Origin of the sequence: Kutzneria sp. CA-103260 (genome assembly GCF_018263855.1) — a bacterium.
Classification (GTDB): Bacteria; Actinomycetota; Actinomycetes; order Mycobacteriales; family Pseudonocardiaceae; genus Kutzneria.
In genome coordinates this window covers 10796827-10822218 of the sequence record NZ_CP073318.1, presented here as the reverse complement: position 1 = coordinate 10822218, position 25392 = coordinate 10796827, and the positions used below count along the sequence as shown (strand labels likewise).

21 protein-coding genes are annotated in these 25392 nt (G+C 70.3%); 8 read left to right on the top strand and 13 right to left on the bottom strand.

The genetic code is table 11. From position 1 onward, the window contains the following. Complete coding sequence (locus tag JJ691_RS48575; protein WP_211766123.1) at window positions 1–2427, bottom strand: alkaline phosphatase family protein; 2427 nt, start codon at window positions 2425–2427, stop codon at window positions 1–3. Between the two features lie 211 nt (window positions 2428–2638). On the opposite strand from JJ691_RS48575, the gene JJ691_RS48570 reads away from it, so the two are divergent. Beyond that, window positions 2639–3859 carry a glycosyl hydrolase family 8 gene (locus JJ691_RS48570; RefSeq protein ID WP_249227516.1) on the top strand — a complete coding sequence of 407 codons (1221 nt, stop codon included), beginning with the start codon at window positions 2639–2641 and terminating at the stop codon, window positions 3857–3859. Window positions 3860–3933: 74 nt separating this feature from the next. Beyond that, window positions 3934–4815 carry a phosphotransferase family protein gene (locus JJ691_RS48565; protein ID WP_211766122.1) on the top strand — a complete coding sequence of 294 codons (882 nt, stop codon included), beginning with the start codon at window positions 3934–3936 and terminating at the stop codon, window positions 4813–4815. Here JJ691_RS48565 and JJ691_RS48560 read toward each other — a convergent pair. Next, window positions 4804–5592: a class I SAM-dependent methyltransferase gene (locus tag JJ691_RS48560; RefSeq protein WP_211766121.1), complete on the bottom strand. Its 789-nt coding sequence runs from the start codon at window positions 5590–5592 to the stop codon at window positions 4804–4806. The genes JJ691_RS48565 and JJ691_RS48560 overlap by 12 nt on opposite strands. Window positions 5593–5828: 236 nt before the next feature. On the opposite strand from JJ691_RS48560, the gene JJ691_RS48555 reads away from it, so the two are divergent. The 3 genes from JJ691_RS48555 (at window position 5829) to JJ691_RS48545 (ending at window position 10822) form a co-directional block, all read left to right on the top strand. Further along, window positions 5829–7163, top strand: a complete 1335-nt coding sequence (locus tag JJ691_RS48555; RefSeq protein ID WP_211766120.1) for a glycoside hydrolase family 27 protein — start codon at window positions 5829–5831, stop codon at window positions 7161–7163. Window positions 7164–7369: 206 nt separating this feature from the next. Continuing rightward, the gene (locus JJ691_RS48550) at window positions 7370–8827 is read left to right on the top strand and encodes a chitinase (RefSeq protein ID WP_211766119.1); all 1458 of its coding nucleotides are present in this window, start codon (window positions 7370–7372) and stop codon (window positions 8825–8827) included. An 84-nt stretch (window positions 8828–8911) separates the two neighbouring features. Continuing rightward, window positions 8912–10822 (top strand): glycosyl hydrolase family 18 protein, encoded by a 1911-nt coding sequence (locus JJ691_RS48545; protein ID WP_211766118.1) that lies wholly within the window; start codon window positions 8912–8914, stop codon window positions 10820–10822. Window positions 10823–10893: 71 nt separating this feature from the next. Here the strand turns inward: JJ691_RS48545 and JJ691_RS48540 are convergent, their stop codons facing one another. The 4 genes from JJ691_RS48540 to JJ691_RS48525 form a co-directional block, all read right to left on the bottom strand. Further along, entirely contained in the window at window positions 10894–14451 is a 3558-nt protein-coding gene (locus JJ691_RS48540) for a S8 family serine peptidase (protein ID WP_211766117.1), read from the bottom strand. Window positions 14452–14725: 274 nt separating this feature from the next. Beyond that, window positions 14726–15976 (bottom strand): MFS transporter, encoded by a 1251-nt coding sequence (locus tag JJ691_RS48535; RefSeq protein WP_249227515.1) that lies wholly within the window; start codon window positions 15974–15976, stop codon window positions 14726–14728. A 117-nt stretch (window positions 15977–16093) separates the two neighbouring features. Beyond that, on the bottom strand, window positions 16094–16849 hold the full coding sequence (locus JJ691_RS48530; RefSeq protein ID WP_211766115.1) for an SGNH/GDSL hydrolase family protein: 756 nt from the start codon (window positions 16847–16849) through the stop codon (window positions 16094–16096). An 18-nt stretch (window positions 16850–16867) separates the two neighbouring features. Beyond that, window positions 16868–17344, bottom strand: coding sequence for a MarR family winged helix-turn-helix transcriptional regulator (locus tag JJ691_RS48525; RefSeq protein WP_211766114.1), 477 nt, complete (start codon window positions 17342–17344; stop codon window positions 16868–16870). A 79-nt stretch (window positions 17345–17423) separates the two neighbouring features. Here JJ691_RS48525 and JJ691_RS48520 point away from each other — a divergent pair, with 79 nt between their 5' ends. Beyond that, window positions 17424–18296, top strand: a complete 873-nt coding sequence (locus JJ691_RS48520) for an NmrA/HSCARG family protein (protein WP_211766113.1) — start codon at window positions 17424–17426, stop codon at window positions 18294–18296. Here JJ691_RS48520 and JJ691_RS48515 read toward each other — a convergent pair. Further along, on the bottom strand, window positions 18256–19266 hold the full coding sequence (locus tag JJ691_RS48515) for a cytochrome P450 (RefSeq protein WP_211766112.1): 1011 nt from the start codon (window positions 19264–19266) through the stop codon (window positions 18256–18258). The two genes, JJ691_RS48520 and JJ691_RS48515, sit on opposite strands and share 41 nt — an antisense overlap. A gap of 100 nt (window positions 19267–19366) precedes the next feature. Continuing rightward, window positions 19367–20497: a nucleotide disphospho-sugar-binding domain-containing protein gene (locus tag JJ691_RS48510; protein ID WP_211766111.1), complete on the bottom strand. Its 1131-nt coding sequence runs from the start codon at window positions 20495–20497 to the stop codon at window positions 19367–19369. Between the two features lie 95 nt (window positions 20498–20592). Here JJ691_RS48510 and JJ691_RS48505 point away from each other — a divergent pair, with 95 nt between their 5' ends. Next, the gene (locus tag JJ691_RS48505; RefSeq protein ID WP_249227514.1) at window positions 20593–21192 is read left to right on the top strand and encodes a TetR/AcrR family transcriptional regulator; all 600 of its coding nucleotides are present in this window, start codon (window positions 20593–20595) and stop codon (window positions 21190–21192) included. A gap of 31 nt (window positions 21193–21223) precedes the next feature. On the opposite strand, the gene JJ691_RS48500 is transcribed toward JJ691_RS48505, so the two are convergent. The 3 genes from JJ691_RS48500 to JJ691_RS48490 are packed head-to-tail and all read right to left on the bottom strand — an operon-like array spanning window position 21224 to window position 23719. Further along, window positions 21224–21934: a MerR family transcriptional regulator gene (locus JJ691_RS48500; protein WP_211766110.1), complete on the bottom strand. Its 711-nt coding sequence runs from the start codon at window positions 21932–21934 to the stop codon at window positions 21224–21226. A 21-nt stretch (window positions 21935–21955) separates the two neighbouring features. Continuing rightward, window positions 21956–22378 carry an ester cyclase gene (locus tag JJ691_RS48495; protein WP_211766109.1) on the bottom strand — a complete coding sequence of 141 codons (423 nt, stop codon included), beginning with the start codon at window positions 22376–22378 and terminating at the stop codon, window positions 21956–21958. Between the two features lie 9 nt (window positions 22379–22387). Continuing rightward, entirely contained in the window at window positions 22388–23719 is a 1332-nt protein-coding gene (locus JJ691_RS48490; protein WP_211766108.1) for a carotenoid oxygenase family protein, read from the bottom strand. A gap of 110 nt (window positions 23720–23829) precedes the next feature. On the opposite strand from JJ691_RS48490, the gene JJ691_RS48485 reads away from it, so the two are divergent. Beyond that, window positions 23830–24171: a helix-turn-helix domain-containing protein gene (locus JJ691_RS48485; RefSeq protein WP_211766107.1), complete on the top strand. Its 342-nt coding sequence runs from the start codon at window positions 23830–23832 to the stop codon at window positions 24169–24171. A gap of 2 nt (window positions 24172–24173) precedes the next feature. Here the strand turns inward: JJ691_RS48485 and JJ691_RS48480 are convergent, their stop codons facing one another. Together JJ691_RS48480 and JJ691_RS48475 are read right to left on the bottom strand one after the other, a co-directional pair. Next, on the bottom strand, window positions 24174–24761 hold the full coding sequence (locus JJ691_RS48480) for a ClpP family protease (RefSeq protein ID WP_211766106.1): 588 nt from the start codon (window positions 24759–24761) through the stop codon (window positions 24174–24176). Then, window positions 24758–25372, bottom strand: a complete 615-nt coding sequence (locus JJ691_RS48475; RefSeq protein WP_211766105.1) for a ClpP family protease — start codon at window positions 25370–25372, stop codon at window positions 24758–24760. Before JJ691_RS48475 ends, JJ691_RS48480 begins: the two co-directional genes overlap by 4 nt. Between the last annotated feature and the right edge of the window lie 20 nt (window positions 25373–25392).

Sequence of the window (25392 nt, the reverse complement as noted above, 5' to 3'; positions counted from 1 at the left end):
TCAAACCAGTACCACGCCCGCCGGCTCGGTGCTCAGACCCAGGGCGGTGGTGGCGACTACCTTCAACGACGCCGCGTCGATCTTGCTGACGGTGCTGGAGGCGTTGTTGGTGACCCAGACCTGGTCCTGGGTGGCGGTGATGCCGGTGGGGATGTGTCCCACCTGGACGGTCGCAACGACGGCCCGCTTGGCGGTGTCGATGACCGACACGGTGTCGGAGTTGGCGTTGGTGACGTAGGCGAACAGGCCGTCGGGCCGGCAGGCGACGTTCCACGGGGACTTGCCGACCTTCAGGGTGGCGGTCACCCGATGGGAACGTACGTCCATAATGGACACGCTGTCCTGCCAGGTGTTGGCCACGTAGACGTTGCGGCCGCCGGGGCAGGCGGTGACGCCGTGGGCCTTGGCGAGGCCGGGCAGCGAGGCCTTGACCTTGCGACTGTCGGCGTCGACGATCCACAGCCCGTCCTGGCACGACACGTACACCGTCGAGCTGTCGGCGCTGACGGTGACCTCCTGCGGCGCGAGGCCGACGGTGACGTCGCCGATCAGGGAGTTGGTCTTGGCGTTGATCACCGACAGGGACCTGGAGCCGCCGGGACCGGTGTCCGGACCGGTGTTGCACACGTAGAGCAGCCGGCCGTCGGGAGACATGGCGATGCCGTGCGGGAACAGGCCGACGGTGATGGAGCCGACGAAGCCGCCGGTGTAGGTGCTGAGCACGGACACCTTGTCGGCCCCGGACTCGGTGACGTACAGGCTCTGGCCGTCGGGGCTGGCGGCGATGCCGTACGGGTTGGTCGGACCCTCCACAGTGGACAGGAGCTTGCCGGTGCCGGAGTCCAGCACGGACACGCTGTAGGCGACGATCCCGGTGACGTAGGCCTTCTTGCGGGTGGGGGCGGCCTCGCCGGCGGCCTTGTTGCGGGCCAGCAGCTGCGTGCCGGGGAAGCTGGTGCCGGCCACGCCGGCCGGGAAGTCGGAGGCGTGCGTGGTGAGGGTCTCGTCGATCCGGCTGCGGGTGCCCTGGTGCGGCGGGGTCTGGTCGGCGCCGGGGATCTTGGCCGGCGGCAGGTGCTTGACGTTGTACTCGGCCTGCCACAGCGGGGCCTTGGTCGGCGGCAGCGGCGGCAGCGGCTTGGCCGAACTGCCGAAGCCCAGCGCGGAGGTGAGGTCGCCGAAGGTCTGGCGCCGCCAGTCGCTGATGTTGGTCTCGCGCACGCCGGTGATGGCCTCGATCAGGCGCAGCACCGAGGTGTGGTCGAACGGCTCGGTGGCCACGTAGCCGCCGCGCGTCCACGGCGAGACGATCGTGCACGGCACGCGGATGCCGGCCCCGATGGGCATGCCGTTGACGAACTCGTCCTTGGTGCCGGCCGGCGGCATCGGCGGGACCACGTGGTCGAACAGGCCGTCGTTCTCGTCGTAGTTCAGGATCACGACGGTCTTGGCCCACACGTCCGGATTCGCGGCGATGGCGTCCAGTTTGCTGGCCACGAAGTCGGCGCCGGCGGCCGGGATGTAGTCCGGGTGCTCGCACTGGGGCGAGGTCGGGATGATCCACGAGACGGTGGGCAGCCGGTCGTGCAGCGCGTCGTACTCGAACTGGTCGGCCGGCCCGATGGCCAGACCGTGTTGGTGCAGCGGGGAGTTCGGCCCGGCGTCCTGGTAGGTCTTGAAGAACTCCAGCGGGTTGCAGCCGTAGTCGTCCTCCTGCTGGTACACGTGCCAGCTGACACCGGCGGCGGTGAGCCGCTCGGGGTAGGTGGTCCACGTGTACGGGGACGGCACCACATTGCTGATGATCGGCCCGCCGTACTGGCCGGACGGGTCGATGGTGCCGCTCCAGTGATACAGCCGGTTGGGCCAGGTCGGCCCGAGCACGGAGCAGAAGTAGGCGTCGCAGACGGTGAAGTTCCGGGCCAGCGCCCACTGGAACGGGATGTCGTCCTCGGTGTAGTAGCCCATCGTGTAAGGGCCGTTGTTGTCGCCGTCGGCGGCCCGGTGCGCGGGTAACCAGTTGTCCATCTTGCCGCCGTTGACCGCCGAGTGCTGCACGGCGAAGGCGTGGCTGGTGGACGGGATGGCCTGCGCGCTGGTGCGCTGGGTGTCCAGGTGGAACGGCAGCAGGTAGCCGTCCGGGTTCTTGGGATCGGGCTGGTAGAACACGGACCGGCCGTTGGGCAGCGTGACCGCGTGCGGGTCGTCGAAGCCGCGGACGCCGGGCATGGTGCCGAAGTAGTGGTCGAAGGACCGGTTCTCCTGCATGAGCACGACGATGTGCTTGATGTCGCGCAGTGTTCCGGGATTGGTCGAGGTGGCGGCGAGCGCCTTCTGCAGGTTCGGCGGCAACACCGTCGCGAGCGCGGACGCGCCGGCGACGCCGGCCGCCGATCCGAGCAGGCGGCGGCGCGAGATCCCAGCCATCTGGTTCAGTCCTCCCGAATCTCACGGTCAGGCGCGCTCAGCAGACACCACGCGTCCACCGGCCGCAACGGTTCAGGGGGCGTTCGGGCGAATCATCCCCGGGAAGCCGGTCACCCCAAGAGGTCTAGACCTCCCTTGACATCAGGCGAATCGGACGTCACTCTGATCGAGCCGCCGATTAGTTAAGAAACTTTCCTAACAGGAGCGAGCGATGCGCGATCGATCCGGTCGGCTGGCGGCGGTGGCCGCTGCTGCCGCGACGATTTCCCTGTCCGTGCTGGTCTCCACGGCAGCTCCCGCCGCAGCCGCCGGCGAGAGCCACCCCTTCCCCACCCACGTCACGTACAAGACGGGCGTCATGCCGTCGGCCAGCCAGGCCGACCGGGACGCGGCCGTCAAGAAGCAGTACGACTCGTGGAAGAAGGCCTACCTGCGCTCGGCCTGCGGCGGCTACCTGATCTACGCCACCGGCGACGCGCCCAACAAGGGCACGGTGTCCGAGGCCCAGGGCTACGGCATGAACATCGTGCCGCTGATGGCCGGCTACGACACGAACGCCAAGGCGGAGTTCGACGGCCTGTGGAAGGTCGTCCAGGACCACCGCGACAGCCAGGGCATGATGGAGTGGAAGATCGACGGCAGCAGCTGCAAGTACGCCGACTCCGGCACGCCCGACGCGGCCACCGACGGCGACCTCGACGTCGGCTACGGCCTGATCCTGGCGGACAAGCAGTGGGGCGGCTACACCGCCGCGGCCCAGGACTGGCTGGCCAAGTTCTACAAGGCCAACGTCGCCTCCGACGGCCACCTCAAGTGCGAGGACGACGGCCCGACCACCGACACCCGGCCGTCCGACTTCATGCTCGACCACCTGCGGGCGTTCGCGGCCTACGACACCGCGCACGACTGGAACAAGGTCGTCACCCGCACCGAGGCCGTGATCCAGGAGTTCACCGCCAAGTACTCGCCGAGCGCCAACCTGCTGTCGGACTTCGTGGTGAGCGCGAACACCACCAGCCCGAAGCCGGCCCCGGCCAACTACCAGGAGAACCAGCCGGACAACATCGTCGGCTACAACTCGGTGCGCGTGCCGTGGCACATGGGCACCGACGCGCTGGTCTACGGCAGCTCGGTGGCCAAGACCGTGGCGACCAACGAGTCCAACAGCTACAAGGCCAAGGCCGGCGGCAACCCGGCCAAGATCTACCCGCACACCAAGCTGGACGGCACCCCGACCAACACCGGCGACCAGTGCGAGTGCGCCAACGACCCGGTGGGCGTGGCCGCGATGGCCGCCGGCGACCAGGCCTGGACCGACGCGCTGTGGAACTACCTGGCCACCAACCCCTACGGCGACACCTACTACGGCGAGACCATCAAGATGCTGGTCTACCTGGTGATGGCCGGCGACTACTGGACCCCGGCGTCCTGATTTCCCCCTCGGTCCACCTCCCCGACCCCTAGGGAGGTGGACCGATTCAGGCTTTTCGGCGACACTGTGCGCCCATGATGGGCGGCACGAACGCCGACCACGCGCTGCCGGTGATAGCCGAGGCGTGTGGTCTCGGCTTCAGCAGAGTCAAACCCCTCTCCGGCGAGCACGGGGCGGTGGAGGCGACGGTCGCCGGCCGCGGCCGGTACGTCGTGAAGTGGACGTGGCACCCGGACCTGTGGCCGTGCGAGGTGGCCGAGGTGACCGCCCGACTGCGCTCGCGGCGCTACCCGGCGCCGCGGGTGATCGCGGCCGACCGGCTCGACGGCATCGCCTTCTACGTTCAGGAGAAACTGCCCGGCGCGCCGTCGGACGAGCTGGACGTGGACCAGTTGGAACAGCTCATCGAACTGGTGGAGCTGCACGCCGGCGCCGCCCGCGGGCTGTCCTCCCACCGGGCCCTGCCGTGGGGCGAGCAGATCCACCGCGACCTGGCCGACCCCGCCCACTGGACGCCACGAAAACGCGCCCTGGCAGCACATTCGCCACGAGCCGCCGACCTCGTGCGCGACATCGAGCATCGGGCCGCGCGCCTGGACCTGTCCTGCCTGCCGGCCGACGACGTCGTGCACGGCGACTACGGGCTCGGCAACATGCTGTTCCGCGCCGGCGAGCTCTCCGGCGTCATCGACTGGGACGGCTGGCGCCCCGGCGACCGCCGCGCCGACCTCGTCACCCTGTGGTTCGCCCTGCGCATCGGCACCGACCAGACCCGCTCCTCCACCGAGCTGCGCCGCCACCTGCGCCGGGTCATGCCCCCGGAGCTGATGTGGGCCTACGCCGCGCACAACGTGCTGCGCACCCTGGGCTGGTTCGCCTTCCGCCACGGCGGCTGGCCCACCCCGACCTGGCTGGGGGCCAGCGAGCTGCTGCTCAAGACCGCCCTAGCGGCCTGACCGGATCCGGCCGGTCAGGACCGTCACCCGCACCTGCTCGACGTACGGCCCGTGCGGCTGGAGCACTTCGCCCAGCCGCATGGCGAAACCCGGGCGCTGCTCCGGGGCCGGCACGCGGTCGACGGGCAGTGCCGAGTAGACCCCGCCGACGATCTGCTCGACGCTGAGCTCGTCGGCGTAGTCGACGCTGACGACCGCCGGTTCGAGGCCGGCGGCGGTCAGGCTGTCGCGGTACCGCCGCTGGCTGGCGTCGTCGGTGCCGCAGGTGTTGGTCACCTTGCTGCCCAGCCAGTCCTCCAGATAGCCGCGCAGGGCCCGGGACCACGCCGTGTCCTGTTGCCACAACGGGGTTCCGTTGGTCACCACGGCCACACCACCACCGGGCCGCGCCAGGGAAGCCACCGCGTGGAACAGCTCCTCGTGGCGCATCCAGTGCAGCGCCTGTCCGACGGTCACCGCCCCCAGGCGTCCGCCGATCAGCCGGCCCAGCGCGGGAAGATCGGCATCGGATCCGATCATCCAGCTCACGTTGGCCACGCCGTTCGCCGCACTCCGGCCCCGCAGCAGCATGTCCGGCTCCGGATCCATGCCGACCACGGACCGCACGCGCTCGGCGATCGGCAAGGTCAGCTGGCCGGTTCCGCACCCCAGATCGACCACGACGTCATCGCTGGTCAGCTCGAACGCCGCCACCAGCGAGTCGATCACCGCTGGCGGGTAACCACGCCGGAACCGGTGGTAGAAGTCGGCCACCTCGCCACGAAATCCCAGGTCCATGCGGCCAGTCTGGGCGCTGCGAGCCGGGCCGTGCCGCCGGTTCTGCCCACAGCAGCGGCGGGCCGCCGCCAACCCCACAAGATCAAAGCGCGTTTCCTGACGTTCAACGTCAGGAATGCCCCTTTCCTGGCAAACACATCGGATGTAACCGTGTACATCTTGCCGAAACAAGCATCAGGGGTGAGGATTCACCCGATGTCCCGTCCGCCGCCGGGCCCTCCAACGAAGGAGCACGCATGACCAGGTGGCGGATCGGCGCTGCGCTGCTCACCGCGGCGGCAGCTCTGCTGGCGACCGGAAGCCAGGCGATCGCCGACGTCGATACCCATGGGGCCGCCTGGCCCCACCCCGTGACCATCGCGAAGACCCCGCCGATGGGCTGGAGCAGCTGGAGCTCGTTGCACGGCAACATCTCCGAGTCGATCATCGAGGCGCAGGCCAAGGTCCTGCACGACCAGCTCAAGGACCACGGCTACCAGTACGTCAACATCGACGCGGGCTGGACCGCCGGCGTCGACCAGTACGGCCGCAGCACGTGGGACACCACGAAGTTCCCCAACGGGATCGCGGCGGTGGCCAAGTACGTGCACGGGCTGGGCCTGAAGTTCGGCATCTACATGGTGCCGGGCATCCCGAAGGCGGCGGTGGACGCGAACTCGCCGATCAAGGGCACGCCCTACCACGTCAAGGACGTCATCGACCCGACGCAGCCGGGCAACACGGCGGCGGACAGCTCCGGCAAGCTGGACTTCACCAAGCCGGGGGCCGCGGCCTATGTGCAGTCGCAGGCGGATCTGCTGGCGTCGTGGGGAGTCGACTACATCAAGATGGACTTCGTCGGCCCGGGCGGCGGCCGGGTGGCCACCGACAACCGGACCGACATGCAGGTGTGGCGGAAGTCCTTGGACAACACCCGCCGCCCGATCCACCTGGAGCTGTCCAACTCGCTCAGCTTCGACAACGCCGCGGTGTGGCAGAAGTACAGCAACGGCTGGCGGATCGAGGGCGACATCGAGTGCTACTCGCACTGCGTCGGCCTGACCAACTGGGCGGTGCGCGCGTCGCTGCGCTGGGACGACGCGCCGAAGTGGGTGCCGTTCGCCGGCCCGGGCCACTGGAACGACCTGGACTCGCTGGAGATCGGCAACGGCGCGACCGACGGCCTGAGCGCCGACGAGAAGCAGTCGGTGATGACGCTGTGGGCGATCGAGTCCTCACCGCTGCTGCTGGGCACCGACCTGACCAAGCTGGTGCCCGAGGACGTCAAGATGATCACCAATGACGAGGTGATCGCGGTCGACCAGGCCGGCCACCCGGCGCACCCGGTGTCGCAGGCGAGCAAGCAGCAGGTGTGGGTGAGCGACAACCACAACGGCAGCTACACCGTGGCCCTGTTCAACCTCGGCGACGCGCCCGCGACGGTCACCGCGAACTGGACCGATCTAGCACCCCATCGCAGCATCGGGTTCATCCGGGATCTCTGGGCGCACAAGAATCTTGGCCTGGCGCGCGACCACCTCTCGGCGACCCTGGCGCCGCACGCGTCACGCCTGCTGACCGTGTGGCTCTGAGATACAAAGGCAATACCACGGGGCCCGCGTTCAGCGGGCCCCGTGGCGTTTCACGACCAACGTCGGGGGCCGAACGGAGTAGCCGGGCAACAGTCCAAGCATTGGTCTAGGCCAAAGCCTTGACACTTCCAGTGGTCTAGTCCACATTTCTGAACACCGGGCCCGGCGGAAAGAACACCATGCAGTGCCTTCGACGAGGAGGACATATGCAGCGAGCCAGACTCGCCGCGACTGCGTTGGCAGCGGTTGCCGTGGCGGGCGTCGCCGCGGCAGTGGCCGCCAACGCCAGCACGGCGCAGGTTCAGCCGGCCGCTTCCGCCGCCGCACTGAGCCCCAACGCGCAGAATCCCAACGCTCTGTCCAACAACTGGTACGCCTCGGCGCCGTACCTGATGCCGCAGAGCAACAACCCGCCGGACCCGACCGTCGTGATGGCGGCGACCGGGCAGAAGGCCTTCCAACTGGCCTTCATCCTCGCCCCCGACGGCGGCGGCTGCTCCCCCACCTGGGACGGCAAGAGCGCGGTCTCCTCCGACACCGCGGTCGCCGGCGTGATCAGCAAGATCCGCGGGGCCGGCGGCGACGTGTCGGTGTCGGTCGGCGGCTACGGCGGCACCAAGCTGGGCCAGACCTGCGGCACCGTGGCGGCCACCGCCGCGGCCTACCAGCAGGTGATCGACAAGTACTCGCTCAAGGCGATCGACTTCGACCTGGAAGAGCCGGAGTACGAGAACGACGCCGCGATGAACAACGAGCTGGGCGCGGCCAAGACCCTGCAGTCCAACAACCCCGGTCTGTTCGTCTCGGTGACCATGCCCGGCACCGCGGCCGGCACCGGCTGGTTCGGCACGCAGCTGCTGGACAAGTCCAAGTCCATCGGCTTCACCCCGAACAACTTCTCCATCATGCCGTTCGACGGCGGCTTCGCCGGCGGCTCGGCGCAGACCTCCGCGCTGGAGGCGCTGCACGGCCTGCTGGAGAGCCACATGGGCTGGGACAGCACCACGGCCTACGCGCACGAGGGCTTCTCGGGCATGAACGGCCACTCCGACAACGGCGAGGTCTTCACCCAGGCCGACTTCCAGACCGTGCTGGACTACGCGACCAGCCACGGCCTCGGCCGGTTCACCTTCTGGTCGGTCAACCGGGACCGGCAGTGCGGCGCCAGCACCGACAACGGGATCTGCAGCAACGTCACGCAGAACGACTGGGACTTCACGAAGTTCACCACGAAGTTCGCCGGCGCGACCCCGCCGCAGTCCCCGCCGCCCACCACGACCACGACGACCACGCCCGGCGGCGGCGGTAGCTGCACGGCGGCGGCGTGGAACGCGGCCACGGCCTACAGCGGCGGCGCTGTCGTGTCGTACAACGGTCACCAGTGGACCGCGAAGTGGTGGACCCAGGGCGAGGCGCCGAGCACCGGCGGCTCCGGCGTGTGGACCGACAACGGCGCGTGCACGGGTGGTGGCGGCGGAACCACCACCACGAACCCGCCGAGTGGCGGCAACTGCACAGCCGCGGCCTGGAACTCCGCCACGGCCTACAACGGCGGCGCGGTCGTGTCCTACAACGGCCACAGCTGGACCGCCAAGTGGTGGACCCAGGGCGACACCCCCGGCGCCAACAGCCAGAACGTGTGGACCGACAACGGCTCCTGCTGACCAGGCTTTCGCCGGCGGGTCGGTGAACCCCGAACCCGGCCCGCCGGCGAGTCTCAACCTCCCTTCGCAAGGAAGGCCCTGCAGATGAAGTTATCCGCGAGATCGGCCCTGATCGTCGCCGCGGCCGCGACCGTCGTGGTCGGCAGCATCACCGCTGTCGGCGCGAACGCGGCCCAGCAGCAGCCCCAGTCGGTGGCCGTCACCCCTGCGGCGGCGACCGCCGCGGCGTCCACCGGCGGCCTGCGCATCGCCTACTACGACCAGTGGTCGATCTACCAGAACGCGTACTACCCGAAGAACGTCGACGCGATCGCCAACAACCTCGACTACCTGATCTACGACTTCGAGAACATCGACCCGACCAACGGGACGTGTTTCGAGGCGACCAAGGCCAGCGACCCGGACCCGGGCGGCGAGAACGACCCGAACGCCGGTGACGGCGCCGGCGACTCGTTCGCCGACTACCAGAAGTCGTTCGGCTCGGACATCAGCGTGGACGGCACCGCGGACGCCTTCGGCATGCCGATCGTGGGCAACTTCCACCAGCTCCAGGAGCTGAAGAAGAAGCACCCGAACCTGAAGGTCGTGCTGTCGCTGGGCGGCTGGACGTACTCGAAGTACTTCTCCGACGTGGCGGCCAGCGACGCCTCCCGCAAGAAGTTCGTCAGCTCCTGCGTCGACATGTTCATCAAGGGCAACCTGCCCTCGCAGGGCGGCTACGGCGGCGCCGGCACCGCGGCCGGCATCTTCGACGGCTTCGACATCGACTGGGAGTACCCGGCCTCGACCGGCGGCCACCTGGGCAACCACACCAGCCCGAACGACACCGCCAACTACACCGCGCTGCTGGCCGAGTTCCGGTCCGAGCTGGACGCGTTGGGCGGCAAGCACTACTCGCTGTCCGCGGCCCTGCCCGGCGGCCAGGACAAGATCGCGAAGATCCAGACCGACAAGATCGGTCAGTACATGGACTTCGCCGACGCGATGACCTACGACATGCACGGCGCGTGGGACGCCACCGGTCCGACGAACTTCCAGGACCCGCTGTACTCCTCGCCGAGCGACCCGTCCGGCACGATCCCGCCGGGCACCGAGAAGTACACGATCGACAACGTGATCAAGGCGTACACCAAGGGCGACAGCGCCTACGGCATCCCCGGCGGCTTCCCGGCCAACAAGCTGACCCTGGGCATTCCGTTCTACTACCGGGGATGGACGGGCGTGCCGGCCGGCTCGAACCACGGCCTGTACCAGACGGCGACCGGCCCGTCGGCCGGCAAGACGTTGTCCGGCAACGTGCCCGGCGTGGCGATGTACAAGGAACTGTCCGGCGTCGTGGACAACCCGTCGGACACCTTCTACGACCCGACCACGCAGTCGGCCTGGTTCTACGACGGCACCAACTTCTACGGCGGCTCCTCGGCGCAGTCGATCAAGGCGCGGACCGACTACATCCACTGCAACGGCCTGGCCGGCGCGATGATGTTCTCGCTCTACGACCTCGACCCGGCCTCGACGCTGTTCAACGCGGTGGTCAACGGCCTCGGCGCCAGCACGCCGGGCTGCTCGACCCCGCCGACGTCGACCACGACGACCACCACCACGACGACGACCACGACCACCACCACGACCACCCCGCCCGGTAGCTGCACGGCGGCGGCGTGGAACGCGGCCACCGCGTACAGCGGCGGCGCTGTCGTGTCGTACAACGGTCACCAGTGGACCGCGAAGTGGTGGACCCAGGGCGAGGCGCCGAGCACCGGCGGCTCCGGCGTGTGGACCGACAACGGCCCCTGCGGCGGTGGCGGCACGACGACCACCAACCCGCCAGGCGGCGGCAACTGCACGGCCGCGGCCTGGAACTCCGCCACGGCCTACAACGGCGGCGCGGTGGTCTCGTACAACGGCCACAGCTGGACCGCCAAGTGGTGGACCCAGGGCGACGTGCCCGGGGCCAACAGCCAGAACGTGTGGACCGACAACGGAGCCTGCTGAGGTAATGGGGTAAGGGAAAGGGCCGGGGCGGCTGCCCCGGCCCTTTCTGCTTGCTCAGCCCTGTTTTTTGCTCAGTACGAGAACTGCTGCACCTGGTGGGCGTCGCCGGCGAACGTCCAGCCGGTCCGGGTGGCCGGATCGATCTGCACGCCGCGGCCGGGGCCCGCCCCGACCAGCCCGGTGGAGAAGTCCATGCCCCGCACCGTGCCGACCGCCTTGCCGGTGGCCAGGTCGACCACCACGACCTGGCTGGTCGCGTTGTTGTCGAAGATCAGACCGCCGACCGCGCCGAACTGCGGCACCGCGGGCGGCGTCTCGAACGCCACCAGAGCCAGGTGGTGCGCGCCGTCCACGGCCACGGTCAGCGACGGCTGCTGGCGAACCGCGACGCCGGCGCCGGGCTGGAGAGTGTCACCGGCGACCGGGATCAGGTTGGTGGTGCCGTTGATGTTGACGCTGAACGACCGGTAGGACAGCTGATACACGGTGTTCGTGCCCTCGTCGACGGCCATCGCCCCGGCGCAGCCGTCGGCCCGGTCGGCCGCGGTGACGGCGGCCGTGTCCAGGTCGACCCGGGCGACCAGGCCCGCGCCGCCGGCGAAGCAGATCAGGCCGCCGCCGGCCTTGGCCACGAACACCTGGCCCGTCCGCTGGTTCAGGTCGATCAGGAAGTACGTGCCGGCGGCCACGTTCTTGTCCGCGGCGATGGGCTGTCCGGCGGTGCCGGTGCCGAGGTCAACCGCCACCACGGCGTCGGCGTTGTCCCCGTTGTGGTGCAACAGGATCGCCGCCCGGTGCCGCGTGGTGTCGACCCGGCCGCCGATCGGCGTGTAGCCGGTGAGCGGGGCCGTGGCGGCGAGTTTGCCCGCCGGCACGTCGTAGACCTCCACAGCCGCGCCGTGCAGGACGGCCACCCGGTGCGTGGACGGGTCGACGCCGACAATCCGGAAACCGTTGCCAGTGGCCAAGTTCACGCCGTATTTGCCGGTGCTCGGGTCGTACCGGCGGACCGCCTGGTGGCCCTTGCCGTCATCGGTGACGACCACCGAGTCAGGGCCGTTGGCCGCGAAGTCCACCACCGCGGTGTTGTCCGGAGTGAGGCCGTCGTCCAGTTCCAGGAACGAGGTCGGGCTGGCCTGCCCCACCGGCCGGCCGTCCCGGTTGAGCGCGATGACCCGCACGTCGTACGAGTCCGAGAAGCCCAGGCCGAGCTTGGTCGCGTCGAGCTGCACGGATCCGTTGCGGCCCGGGAGTTTCCTGGTGCCGGCCGACGACCCGTCGACGCCGTCGTTGTCCGGCTGGGTGCCGTTGGCGTTGGTGACGGTGTTGAGGGCGTTGAACAACGTCGGGGCCGGCGAGGAGAACTCCAGCTCCGCCCCGGTGGCGCCAGGGATGTTGCGCACGTCGTAGTTCAGCGTGAACGTCGGCGCGGCCCGGTTCACGGCCAGCTGGTGCAAGCCGGTGTTGAAGGTGGGCGTGCTGGCCCGGTGGTCAGCGGTCCCGCCGTCGACCCGGATCGGGGCGAACTCGCCGTACACCGGCTTGAACGCGGTGGAATCCTGCACGAAGCCAATGCCGTAGAGGCCGCCGCCGTCGTCGAAGGCGCTGGCCGGAATCGTGACGTCGCCGGAGGTTCCGGTCAGCGCGACCGTGTACGCCGCCGAGAAGATGGGAGCGCTCAACGGGTTCCAGTGGCCGACCGTGGACACCACCAGCTGCGGCGACTTCACCGTGCGGACGCCGGTCAGGTCGTAGTGCACGGTGACCGGCGCGCCCAGCTTGACCGTGGCCGGGACGATCGGCGCAGTCGCCTCGGCGAAGGTGCCGTCGGTCGGGCCGACGGTCAGCGTCTTCTTGGCCGACGCCAACACCTTGTGGCCGTCGCGGACCTCGAAGGTCAGGTCCACGGTCCGGTCGGCCGTCGCCACCACCGGCAGACCGGCGGCCTGGAGCAACTGGGTCGGCGTGATCCGGACGGCCGGCCGGTCGGCGTGGAACTGCTTGCCGTTGACCGAAAGCACGTAGTCCAGCTTGCGGTTCGGCGCGCCGGTGACGTCCGCGCCGATGGTGATCGGCCCGACCAGGCCCTCGCCGGTGCCGTCGGTCTGGAGGTCGATCCGGTCCGGGTCGGTCGCCTCGGTGAAGTCGCCACCGAGGTTGCCGGTGGTCACCCGGTGCGCCACCGAGATCCGCTGGATCGTGGTCTTCCCTTGCGGCAGCAGGGAGTTCACCGCTGCCGTGATGTCGATCTGGTTTCCTACGTCGATCGGCCGGTCGGCCTGCGGCGGCGTAGCCACCGGGCGGCCGGTCTTCTGCAGCAGCCGCCGCACGTCGGCCGGGTCGAGGTGCTTGCCGGCGAGCTTGGCCGCCTGCAACACCACGGCCGAGGCCGCCGCCACCATCGGCGCGGAGGCCGAGGTGCCGCCGTTGAGGACCGTCGTCACCGACTGCGGGCCGCCGTTGTTCGGGTGCTCGAACGCCGGAATCCCGTCCCCGGGCGCGGAAACGTCGACGCGCTCGCCGAAGCCGGAGGAGTACAGTGTGCCGCCGTTGAAGCGGGTGGTGGCGAAGGTGCCGTTGGCCGACCCCGGCTGCGCCAGCGTGTCGTCCAGCGTGGTGGACCCGACCGCGATCGCGCCGCTGTCCAGCACCTTGGACGGGGTCGTGGAGTAGGCGTCGTCGTCGAGGTCAGTGGACTCGGATGCCTTGCGCGCCAAGTCGGTCGGCACGCTGCCGCCGTCCGGGCCGACCGCCGCCGGGGTGTAGAGCCGCGTGCCGTCGTTGGACGAGATCGTGACGACGATGTGGTAGTCGCGCACGATGGTCGACACCACCGACTGGAGGATCGGGTTGTCCTCCAGGTACCGCCCGGCGAAGCCGACCGTGTCCACGCCGAAGCCGAGGCTGGCGGTGATCACGTTGGGGCGCGGGTTCTGCCGGGCCGCGGCCAGCAGCGCCTCGGCGATGCCGTCGGAGCTGGCCTGCTGCGGCACCACCAGCCGGTACTGCGCGCCGGGCGCGATGCCGAGCAGGTCGGTCGCGCCGCTGCCGGTCGCCTCCGGGCGCTGCTTGTCGTGCGGCAGCGGGGCCATCACGGCGAAGTCCAGCAGCACCTCGCCCAGGCTCGGGTCCTCGCCGGTGGTGGTGCCCAGCGGGTCGACGCTGCTGCCGGTCGACACGTAGGTCGGGATCAGCGGCATGGACGGGATGTCCAGGTAGCGCTGGCCGTCCTTGACCACGGTGGTCTTGTCGGTCAGGTCGCCCACGCTGACGTTGGTGATGATCTGCCCGGCCCCGGGTAACTGGCCGGACCGGGCGCCGATCGTGTCGTACGCGCCGAGGGCGTCAACCCCGTTGGCGTTCAGGAAACTCTGCAGCGAGGACGTGACGCCGTAGTTGTCGGGGCCCTTGACCGGCAGGTGGCCGGCCCAGTTCGGCAGCGGGGCCGAGCCGGCCGTCATGCCGCTCACAGCCCGGTTCGGCTCGGCGAACCGCACGCCCGGCTGCTTGCGCAACTGCTGGGCCGCCTGCTCGGCGTCGCCGTCGACGTGGACCAGATACGTGTCCTGGCCGGTCGTCCGCGTCACCTGCGCGCCGAACTTCGGCGCGGCGGCACCGTCGGTGACCACGAGGACCGAGTCAGCCTTCGGTTCCGGCGGTGCCGCCGGTCTGCCGACGAGGTCGCCCAGGGGCGATGTTCCGGATTGGGTTGGTGGCGCCGCGGTCGCGGCGGCAGATGGACCGGCTGCGGTCAGGGCGAGGGCCGAAGCCGCCGCCGTGACCAGGACCAGACCGCGCAGCATGGTGCTCCCTTCGCGGGGGTGAGCCTGAGTGCCCGATGACCGTGGCGGCGGTCACGGGCAACATCGCAGGCTCATCCGTGAGGAAGCAACGTGAGTGCACTCACGATTGGTTGGAGGTCTCCCCATTTGTGCCGGGCTGACTCACGGCCGGCGCGGGTAACCGGCTGGCCGCGTTCAACGCCGCGACACCAGCCGCCGCCAGGGCCGCGACCACTGCGAACGCGTAAAAGCCCCACGGGTACACGATTCCGGCGGTGAGCAGCAGACCGCCCAGCAGCGGTCCGCAAATGGCCCCGATACGTCCGATGCCTGCCGTCCAGCCCAGTCCAGTAGCCCGGGCGTCGGCCGGATAGGCGCGAGTGGTGTAGGCGTACACCAGCACCTGGGCGCTGAACACGAACGCGCCGGACAGGAACACCGCCACGTAGAGCGCGACGCTGGGCAGCTTGATGCTCAGCAGCGCCAGCATCACCGTGGCCACCGCGAACCAGCCCAGTGTGGCCGGCTTGATGCCGATCCGGTCCGCGACCACGCCGGCCACCAGCAGGCCCGCGACGCCGCCGAAGTTCAGCGTCAGCAACAGGCCCAGTGACGCGCCGAGCGGGTAGCCCGCCTGCCGCATGATCTCCGGCAGCCAGGTGTTGAGGCCGTAGACCAGGATCAGCCCCATGAAGGAGGTCACCCAGAACGCGATCGTCACGCCGATCATGCGGCCCCGGAACAGCACCGCCAGCGCCGCCTTGACCGACGACTGGCGCCGCCGCGTCGGCGCGACCGAGTCCGGCAGGTGGCGGATCATCAGCGGCACCAGCACCAACGCCGGCAGCGCGCCCACCACGAACATGGCCTGCCAGCCCAGCGGGCCGATCAGCGCGATGCCCAGCAGGGCGGTGGCCATCGCGCCCACGTGGTAGCCGGTCATCACGGTGGTCGTCGCCGTGCTCGGCCGGCCGGTGCGCTCGTAGTGCTCGCTGACCAGGGTGATCGCCGTCGGCAGGCAGCCGCCGAGGCCGAGTCCGGCGACGAAGCGCAGCAGGCCGAACACCCACACCGACGGGGCCACCGCGCACAGCAGGGTGCAGACCGAGAACACCGTCACCGACACGATCATCGCCCGCCGTCGGCCCAGCACCTCGGTCACCGTGCCCAGCGCCAGCGCCCCGATCGTCATGCCGACCAGCCCGATCGTCGAGGCGAACGTCGCGTCCGCCGCCGACAGGTTCCACACGTGGCCGGCCAGCAGCACCGGCAGCACGGTGCCCAGCACGACCAGGTCGAAGCCGTCCAGCAGGACGGCCGACCAGCACAGCGGCAGCACCCAGCCGCGACTGGGTGCCTCGGTGGAAGTCACAGTGTCCTCCCGGTAGTCGCCGTTGACTCTGTTCGCATAGCGCACACCCATGCGTTTTGCGAACAGACTAGCGGGCATGCGTCAACCCGGACAGAAACTCACAGACTTCTCTGGGGATCAGGCCCGCAGCAACTGGTAGGCGGGCAGCTTGGCCGTGACGCCGTCACCGGCGGTGCGGAAGGTCAGCCGCCGCCACAGCCACGGGCCGACCTGGCTGGCGACCCAGCGGACCTGCTCGGCCGGGCCGACCACCGCCGGCACATGGGCCGGGATGCGGATCGCCGAGGGCGTGCCGGTCAGCAGGAAGGCCAGGAACTCGTCGGCGATCAGCTGGTGGCCGTAGGCGCTGGGGTGCAGGCGGTCCGTGCTCCAGATCGCCGGATCGGTCGGCGTGGAGCGGGCGAGGTCGAGGCACTGGACCCGGTGTTCCGCGGCGGCGTGCCGGATGGCGTCGTTGAGACGGCGGCCGCGGCGCACGAAGCTGGCCCGCATCTGGGCCGGCAGCGGCACGCCGATGCCCGGCTCGGGCAGCGTCGCGGTCAGCACGGTGGCGCCGGTGGCGGCCAGCTCACCGTAGATGGTGCTCAGGTCGCGGCGGAGGCGGCCGGCGTCGAACCGGGGCCGCAGCAGGTCGTTCATGCCGACGATGACGCTGGCCAGGTCGGGCGCGAGCGCCACGGCCGGCTGCAGCTGGGTGGCGAGCACCTGCGCGGTGGTCAGCCCGCGGATGGCGAGGTTGGCGTACTCCAGCTCGCCGCGCCGGCTGGCCAGGCCCTGCGCGAACCGGTCGGCCCAGCCACGCGGGCGACCGTCGTCGGCGAAGTCGCCGATGCCCTCGGTCAGGCTGTCGCCCAGCGCGACATAACGTCTCATGCGGCGACGGTACCCGGCTCAGGGTGAGCCAGGAGCAAACCTTTTGGCGTCCCAGCGGCCGTGCGCCTCCAGCATCTTGCGGCCGATGCGGGCCACCGCCGCGATGTCCTCGGCGTCCAATGTGGACTCAAAGTGGGAGTGCACCGCCTGCCAGTAGACCACCATGGTCGTGCCCTGGAGCACCCGCAGGCCCTCCTCGGTGAGCGTCGCGCACACCGTCCGCCGATTCCCCGGCAGCTGCACCCTAGCCACCCAGCCCCGCCGGACCAGCCGGTCCACCAGCCGGGTCACCCCGCTCGGGCTGATCCCCAGCAACTCCGCCAGCTCCGCCATGCTCAGCCGCTGCTCCTCGGCCGTCTTCAGCCGGTACAGCGCCGCGTGCTCGCTGAGCGTGCACCCGCAGTGCTCCTCCATGGTGGCGCTCAGCGCCTCCTCCACGGCCTGCACGCCCTGTTGCAGGTACAGCCACGCCAGCAGCGGGTCGGGATCGGCCATGACAACAGTTGAGGGGAGAACACTTCCGCTGTCAAATAAAGACTTGACCGAAGAATCTTTTCACGGTCAAGCTTTGCGCATGGAACCTTACCGACTGACAGTCGCCGTCACCGGAGCGTCGGGCACGCAGGGCGGGGCGACGGCCCGCGCGCTGCTCGAAGCCGGGCATCGAGTGCGGGCCCTGACCAGACGACCCGAGGCGGTCGACCTGCCGGGGGCGGAGGTGGTCGCCGCCGACTTCGACCAGCCGGAGTCGCTGGACCGGGCGTTCGACGGCGCGGACGCGGTCTTCCTGGTCACGACGCCGTTCGGCACGGATCTGGACACCGAGATCCGGCACGGCGTGGACGCGGTCGACGCGGCGGTGCGCGCCGGCGTGGGGCACATCGTGTACACCTCGGCGACGAACGCCGACCGCGGCACGGGAATCCCGCACTTCGACAGCAAATGGGTGGTGGAGCGGCATCTGGCCGACGTGTCCGAGGACTGGACGGTCATCGCCCCGGCGGCGTTCATGGACAACATCGCCGGCGGCTGGGCGATCCGGTCGCTCAAGCAGGGCCGGTTCTCGCTGCCGCTGTCGCCGGGCACGCCGCTCAAGCTGATCGCGGCGGCGGACATCGGCGCGTTCGCGGCGCTGGTGATCGGCCGCCGGGACGAGTTCCGCGGCCGCCGGGTCGACATCGCGTCCGACGAGCGCACGGGCCGGGAGATGGCCCGAGCCCTCGGCGCGGTCGTCGGGCGCGACATCCAGTACGACGCCGCGAACGTCGAGGACGTCGCCCGCTACTCCACCGATCTGGCCGCCATGTTCGACTATTTCGACCGGGTCGGCATGGACGTCGACATCACCCGGTTGCGCGCCGACCACCCCGAGATCGGGTGGCACAGCTTCGCCGACTGGGCCCGGCTCAACGCACCTCGACTGGCAGGCTCTCCACTGCCCGGCTGAGCCGGGTGAACTGCCAGGGAATCTGCCCCGCCGGCACCGCCAGCCGCAGCCGCGGGAACTCCCCGATCAGTCGCTCCAGCACGGTTTCGGCCAACACCCGGCCGAGCAGCGCGCCGATCCGGTACTGCATGCCGTGCCCGACGGTGCCGATGTCACGTCGATCCGACGGGCACTCGGCGCCGGCGAGCATCACGACCTCGCCGGCCGGAATCACCGTGTCGCCCAACCGAATCGGCGCGGTGGTGCAGCGGAAAGCGCCGACGTGCAAGGGATCGCTGCTCCCGACCAGATCCGCGACCAGATCCGGCAGCATGGTCGGCGCGTTGCGGGCCAGCGCCACCCGGTGCGGGCTGTCCAGCAGCGCCGACATGGCGTTGGCGACGAATCCGCCGGCGACCTCCGCGCCGCCGACCACCAACATCGCCACCAGGTTCAGCAACTCGTCGGCGGTGGTCTCGGCGGCGGCCAGCGCCGCCACGAGATCGCTGTCGGCGACGGCCCTGAGGTGGCGCGACAGCGACGAGCCGGCCTGTTCGTGGACGGCGAGCAGAATCTCCGTCCACGAACAGACCTTGTCCTCCACCGGCAGTCCGAGCAGGCCGCACGTGAGCAGGGTCGGCAGCGGCCGGGCGACCTCGGCGACGAGGTCCACCGACCGCTGGTGACGCAGCGGCGCGAGCAGTCGCCCGGCCAGTTCGGTGATCCGCGGCCGCAGGCGCTCGACCCGTTCCGGGGTGAACACCGCGGCCGCGAGGCGGCGCAGTCGGTTGGCGGATTCGGTGCGCAGCAACGGATCCGCCAACTCCAGGGGCAGCGCCCGCAGCGCCTGGCCGTCGATGCCGCCGCCGTCGATCACGTACGCGGCGGCCCGGGTGTCCCGACTCAGCCGCGGGTCGGACAGTCCGGCCCGCACGTCCCGATATCCGGTCACCAGCCACACTTTCGCGCCGCTGTGCGTCATCGTCGGCACGACCCGTGGTCCCCCGACTGTCGGCCGCTCACACATTCCCCGCGCACCCCCGTGCCGTTCGCGTCAAGTGTCGATGACACGAACACCACGGCCGATCGGTTCACTCCCGAACGAACTCGGCCATCCGGGTGGCGATGTCGGCCGGCGACGGCATGGTCGCGATCTCGGCGGCGACCTCGGCCGCGTTGACGCGGAACTTCTCCTCGTCGAGCAGCTGGCCGATCACCCGCGCGTCCAGCTCCGACTCCTCGACCTGGAGCCCGACACCGTGGTCGTGCACCGCGGTCGCGTTGATGTAGCGGTCCGCGCCGCTGGGCGCGACCAGCTGCGGCACGCCCATCGCCAGCGGCGTCATCGCGGTGCCGGCGCCGCCGTGGTGGATGAGCAGGGAACTGGTGGCCAGCAAGGAGTTCAGCGGCACCCAGCCGGCCGCGCGGACGTTCGGCGGCAGGGTGCCGAGGCCATCCAGGTCCACCTTGTCGCCCAGGGCCAGCACGAAGTCCGCGTCCACCTCCGGCGCGGCCGCGATGACCCGCTCGACCGGACCGAGTCCGTTCATCTGCGGCGCGACCGTGCCCAGCGTGACCGCGACCCGCGGCCGGTCGCCGACCTGGCCCAGCCACGACGGCTCGACCCCACCGCCGTTGTACGGCACGTACCGCATCGACCAGCCCTCCGGCTGGCCCGCGAGCATGCTCGGCGGCGCCACATCGACGTACGCACGGCGTTCCGGCAGCTCGACGCCGTGCTGCTCGAACTCGGCGGCCATGTGCTCACGGAACAGCTCCGGCACGCCGTCGGCGCGCACGAAGCCGAAGCCGTGGCCCACCCACGGCACGCCCAGCTTGGCCGCGGCGATCAGGCCGACGCCGCCCAGCGCGCCCTGGAGGATCACGTCCGGCCGGAACCGCTCGGCCGCCGCCAGCACACCGGGCAGCAGCGGCCGGCTCAGCACCGGCAGGAACTCGCCCATCTCACGGATGTCGGTCAGGCGGCGGTTGGCCATCGCCGCGAACCGCTCCGGGTGCTCCTCCCGGATCTTGGCGAACTGCTCCCGGATGTCCACGCCGGGCAGCACGTCGACCACCGGCAGGCCGGCGTCGGCCACCGCCAGCGCGTCACTCGACGTGGCGACCAGGACCTCGTGTCCGGCCGCGCGCAACGCCCAGGTCAACGGCACCATCGGGAAGACATGCCCCACACCGGGGGCCGAAACTACGAGAACACGCACGATGACTCCCCCATAGAGAACGAATCGTTTTCTATCCACAGGGTAGGCACGTACGTTAGAGAACGCAACGGACTCTAAGCGAACGGATTGGTGGCGTGGATCACCGCAAGGGGCCGCGACGGCGCGGCGACGAGCTCAACCAGGCGATCTTCACGGCGGCGCTGGCGGAGATGACCGAGGTCGGCTACCAGCGGCTGACCATGGAGCGCATCGCCGAGCGGGCCCGCACCAGCAAGGCGTCGCTGTACCGGCGCTGGCCCGGCCGGGCCGAGCTGATGATGGACGCCGTGCTGCACGCCTTCCCCACCGTCGACGACCTGCCCGACACCGGCGTCCTGCGCGACGACCTGCTCGCCGCCCTGCGGGCCATGGCCGCCGCCCTGCGCAGCCCGCTCGGCGTCGCCCTGCGTTCGGTCATCGCCGAGATCAACGCCGACGGCGAAGCCGTGCGGCGCCACCATGAGCGCTTCATCGAGCGCCGCAACAAGCTGATGCTCGACCTGCTCCGCCGCGCCGCCGCCCGCGGCGAAGTCCGCCCCGGCGCCCTCACCCCCCGCGTCGCCTCGGTCGGCCCCGCTCTCATGCGCGACCACTTCCTCGGCCAGCTCCCGCACCTCGAAGACGAGGCCGCCATCGACAAGACCATCATCGAGATCGTCGACGAGGTCGTGGTCCCCCTGGTCCGCGCGACGTGATCACGACCAGCTCGAACCGCGTGCCCGGTCGCTAGTTGCCGCAGCGGCGGATCACGTCGATCTGGGCCGGGTTGTAGAGATCGAGGGTGGCGTGGTCCACGGCCCGCTGCATGAAGCGGGGCCCGTGCGGGGCATCGGCCCAGGTCTCGGCGTCCATCGGCATGTCGGCGAAGAGCTTGGCGACAAAGGCCTTCATCCGCTCGGCCACGTCGATCCGGGTCTGCTCGTCGGCGTCGGGGGGCAGGTTGTCGAAGTCGGCGGTCACCGGATCGCCGGCGCCGGCGCGCATCCGCTCGGCGATGGCCTCGGCCACCTTGGGCGGGAAGACCTGGGCCATCACGACGACCATGGAGCGGTCGGCGGCGGTCAGGTCGGTGCCGCCGATCAGGTCGGCCAGCCGGGGCGGCAGGTCGGTGGGGACGGCCTGGCTCAGGATGACGGCGAGTTCGGCTCGGATGCGCCGCAGCCGCTCGATGGTGGCGGCCAGCTCGCCGTCGAGCACCCGCAGCGCCTCCTTGGGGTGCTCGTCGGCGTCCCCGAGGTCGGCGATCTGCGCGAGCGAGAGCCCGAGCCCGATCAGCCGCTTGATCCGCAGCACCCGCACCAGGTGCGCGACGCCGTAGCTCTTGTAGCCGTTGGCGCGGCGCTCGGGCTCGGCCAGCAGGCCGACGTCGTGGTAGTGCCGAACCGCCCGCACGGTGGTGCCGGCGAGTTCGGCGAGCTGGCTGGTGCTCCACCCCACGACTGACTGCTCCTCACCAAGTCACGACTGTGCCGTCGGGACTGAGTCAACCACGACGCCGAGCTGGCCCAGCAGCACGTGGACGTCGGAGTTGATCCAGTACTCGGCGATCAGGCCGTCGTGCACGCGCAGGATGTCGGTGCCGGTGAAGCTGATCGGGGCGCCGGCGGGGGCGGTCGCGCCGGGGAAGCCGCCGCCGTAGACGCCGGTGGCCAGCCAGCGGACCACTATGTACTGGCCGTCCTCGATCGGCCCGACCTCGACGGCGAACTCCAGTTCGCTGAACGGCGCGCGGGTCTGCTTGATCCATTCGACGAGGCCGTCCGGTCCGTCCACGGAGCCGCCGTCCATCAGGGCGGCGTGCACGGTGAAGTCGGGGGCGATGGCCCGGGAAACCGAGGTGTAGTCGCCGTTCCAGATGGCGATCCAGTCGTCGAGCAGCATGGCAATCTCCTAGTCGTGGTCGGGAATCCAGTGCCCGTGAATGCCGGCCGGGACCCGCTGGGGCAGGTCGACGGCGGCCACGGTGGTGAGGTCGGCGGCGTCCAGCACGAGCAGCTGGGACGTGTCGGTCAGGACGTCGCTGACGATGGTCAGCAGGTAGCCGTCGTCCTCGCGGGTCGCGCCGGTGGCTGAGGCGAACACGGCCTCGCCGGGCATGCGCCCGGGGCCGTGGGCGTGCAGCCGGCGCTCGCCGGTGGTGCTGTCGAACTTGACGGTGTGATAGCCGCTCAGCCCGGAGCCGGGGAAGCCGACGGCGTAGCTGTAGCGGTTGGGCGAGCCGGTGTGGTCGTCGTTGATCGCCGGGAATTCGGTGACCAGGTCGTCCAGCGGCTCCTCGACGACCTTGCCGCTCAACGGATCGAGGATCCAGCGGTGGAAGGTGCTGCCCACGCCGGGGGTGTCGCCGTAGCCGGGCGCGCCGACCCACCACTTCCACGACGTCTCCCAGGCGGCCCGGTCGAAGCGCGGGCTCTCCAGCACGACGCGGCCCAGCGAGTCCAGGTAGGAGTTGGCGACGTGCAGGATGGTCGCCGGGTCGTCGATGTCGAACCAGGTGACGGTCGCGTCCGGCCGGTGCCGGGGCAGCACGCCGATGCGGAACGGGGCGTCGTCGTGCCAGCGGTACGGGATGCCGGACCGCTCGGCCTCGTCGAAGACGACCGGCGGGCAGATGAACACGGCGTGCTCGCGGGTGATCGCGAAGTCGTGCATCAAAGAAGGGCCCGCGCCGTCGATCACCGTGCTGCGGGTGAGCTCACCCGAGGCGTCGGCCACGTGGTAGACGAGGTAGGGCGCGATCAGGCCGTACGAGAAGAAGTGCAGCTCGCCGGTGTGCGGATCGACCTTCGGGTGGGCGGTCATCGCGCTGGTCAGTTTGCCGCCGAAGTCGAACGGCCCGACGGTGTCGAGCTCCCCCGTCACCTCCCACGGCAGGTTGGCCTCCTGCAGCGCCAGGTAGCGGCCGCCGTGGAAGATGATGCTGGTGGCGGCCGCGCTGACCTCGAGTTCGGTGCCGGTGAACGGAACCCCGTCCAGGAACGGCGTTTTCACCCACCGGTTGCGGTACCACTCGGCTTTCCCGTTGGCCAGGCGGATGCCGTGCAGCATGCCCGCGCCCCGGAACCAGTGTGTGGGCGTCACGCCGGGCTTGGGGTTGTGGCCGTTGCGGAAGTAGCGGCCGTTCAGGTCGGACGGCAGCGTGCCGTGCACGGTCAACTCGAACGCGGTGTGTTCCTCGGGGGTCGGCGCGAAGTGGCCGGTGAGGTAGGGCGGTTCTGCCATGGCCCCAGCGTCACGGTTGGGAGCCCCGGCCCGCGTCGGTAGTTCTTGCCTATGTCCGCCATCAGCTGAACCGCTGCCGGCGTCGCCGGGACCGGTGCGACCATGGCCGCATGGCGGACATCCTTCAGTTCCACCGGACTCACGGCCCCGAGCCGGAGCCGCTGTGGCGCGAGCTGCTGGGCCGCAGCCTGCGCACCGCCCGTGAGGAACAGGGGGAACGGCTCGTCGACATCGCCGAGCGGGCCGGCATCTCGCCGCAGTACCTGTCGGAGATCGAGCGCGGCCGCAAGGAGCCGTCCAGCGAGATGATCGCCGCCGTCACCGGCGCGCTCGGCGTCGACCTGGCCCACCTGCTGGTCGAGATCGCCGGCGACGTCCGGCGGCTACGCGGCCTGGGCCGGGGTCCCGCCGTCCGTCGCCGTCCCACCGGCCCGGTGCTGCTGGCCGCCTGAGGTCACCGCTTCTCGATCACGCGGTCGGCCAGGCCGTAGGCCACCGCCCCGGCCGCGTCGAACACGCGGTCCCGGTCCGTGTCGTGGCGCAGCTGCTCGATCTCGTGGCCGGTGTGCTTGGACAGGATGCGCTCCAGCTGCGTGCGCACCCGGATCACCTCGTCCGCCTGGAGGATCAGGTCCGGGATCGTGCCGCGGCCCTGCGCCGCCGGCTGGTGCAGCACCACCCGGGTGTGCGGCAGCACGTAGCGACGGCCGGGGGCGCCGGCGGCCAGCAGCACCGCGCCGGTCGCCACCGCCTGGCCCACGCACAGCGTCGACACCGGGGCCTGCACGAAGCACATCGTGTCGTAGACCGCGAGCATCGCCGACGGGTCGCCGCCCTCGGAGTTGATGTAGAGGCTGATCTCCTGCTCCGGGTTCTCCGCGTCCAGGAACAGCAGCTGGGCGATCAGCGCGTTGGCCACCCCGGCGTCGATGCCCGTGCCCAGGTAGACGATGCGCTCGGAGAGCAGGTGCGAGTAGACGTCCATGATCCGCTCGCCGCCGGCGACCCGCGTGATCACGTTGGGAATGGTGTAGGTGCTCATGCGCTCGCCCCCAGTCCCAGCGCGTGCGAGCGCACCGGCACGATCTGTCCCAGGTCGTCGACGATGTGGTCGATGAAGCCGTACTCGCGGGCCTCGTCGGCGGTGAACCAGTGGTCGTGGCGGGAGTCCTCGAAGATCCGGTCCATCGGCTGACCCGTGTCCTCGGCGACGATGCCCAGCACCGTGTCCCGGGTGTAGCGCAGGTCGTCGGCCTGCACCTCCACCTCCACCGCCGAGCCCCCGATGCCCGCCGAACCCTGGTGCATCAGGATCCTGGCGTGCGGCAGCGCGAACCGCTTGCCCCGCGTGCCCGCCGACAGCAGGAACTGGCCCGCGCTGCACGCCAGCCCCAACGCCAGCGTCGCCACGTCGCACGGCACCAGCCGCATCACGTCCCGGATCGCCAGCATCGACGGCACCGACCCGCCCGGGGAGTGGATCCACAACGCGATGTCCTTGCGCGGATCCTCGCTCGCCAGCGCGAGCAGCTGGGTGGCCAGCACCGTGCCGTTGTCGTCGTCGAGGACGCCGTCCAGCACCAGCACCCGTTGGCTGTAGAACCGTTCTCGGAGCCGGTGATCGAACATCGGCTGCTTCTCGTCGTTCGCCATGCGGTCGACGATGCCGCCTC

Excerpts from the sequence above, each read along its gene's own strand:
- JJ691_RS48575 (WP_211766123.1), bottom strand. The coding sequence starts at position 2,427 with ATGGCTGGGATCTCGCGCCGCCGCCTGCTCGGATCGGCGGCCGGCGTC.
- JJ691_RS48570 (WP_249227516.1), top strand. The coding sequence starts at position 2,639 with ATGCGCGATCGATCCGGTCGGCTGGCGGCGGTGGCCGCTGCTGCCGCG.
- JJ691_RS48565 (WP_211766122.1), top strand. The coding sequence starts at position 3,934 with ATGATGGGCGGCACGAACGCCGACCACGCGCTGCCGGTGATAGCCGAG.
- JJ691_RS48560 (WP_211766121.1), bottom strand. The coding sequence starts at position 5,592 with ATGGACCTGGGATTTCGTGGCGAGGTGGCCGACTTCTACCACCGGTTC.
- JJ691_RS48555 (WP_211766120.1), top strand. The coding sequence starts at position 5,829 with ATGACCAGGTGGCGGATCGGCGCTGCGCTGCTCACCGCGGCGGCAGCT.
- JJ691_RS48550 (WP_211766119.1), top strand. The coding sequence starts at position 7,370 with ATGCAGCGAGCCAGACTCGCCGCGACTGCGTTGGCAGCGGTTGCCGTG.
- JJ691_RS48545 (WP_211766118.1), top strand. The coding sequence starts at position 8,912 with ATGAAGTTATCCGCGAGATCGGCCCTGATCGTCGCCGCGGCCGCGACC.
- JJ691_RS48530 (WP_211766115.1), bottom strand. The coding sequence starts at position 16,849 with ATGAGACGTTATGTCGCGCTGGGCGACAGCCTGACCGAGGGCATCGGC.
- JJ691_RS48525 (WP_211766114.1), bottom strand. The coding sequence starts at position 17,344 with ATGGCCGATCCCGACCCGCTGCTGGCGTGGCTGTACCTGCAACAGGGC.
- JJ691_RS48520 (WP_211766113.1), top strand. The coding sequence starts at position 17,424 with ATGGAACCTTACCGACTGACAGTCGCCGTCACCGGAGCGTCGGGCACG.
- JJ691_RS48495 (WP_211766109.1), bottom strand. The coding sequence starts at position 22,378 with ATGCTGCTCGACGACTGGATCGCCATCTGGAACGGCGACTACACCTCG.
- JJ691_RS48490 (WP_211766108.1), bottom strand. The coding sequence starts at position 23,719 with ATGGCAGAACCGCCCTACCTCACCGGCCACTTCGCGCCGACCCCCGAG.
- JJ691_RS48485 (WP_211766107.1), top strand. The coding sequence starts at position 23,830 with ATGGCGGACATCCTTCAGTTCCACCGGACTCACGGCCCCGAGCCGGAG.
- JJ691_RS48480 (WP_211766106.1), bottom strand. The coding sequence starts at position 24,761 with ATGAGCACCTACACCATTCCCAACGTGATCACGCGGGTCGCCGGCGGC.
- JJ691_RS48475 (WP_211766105.1), bottom strand. The coding sequence starts at position 25,372 with ATGGCGAACGACGAGAAGCAGCCGATGTTCGATCACCGGCTCCGAGAA.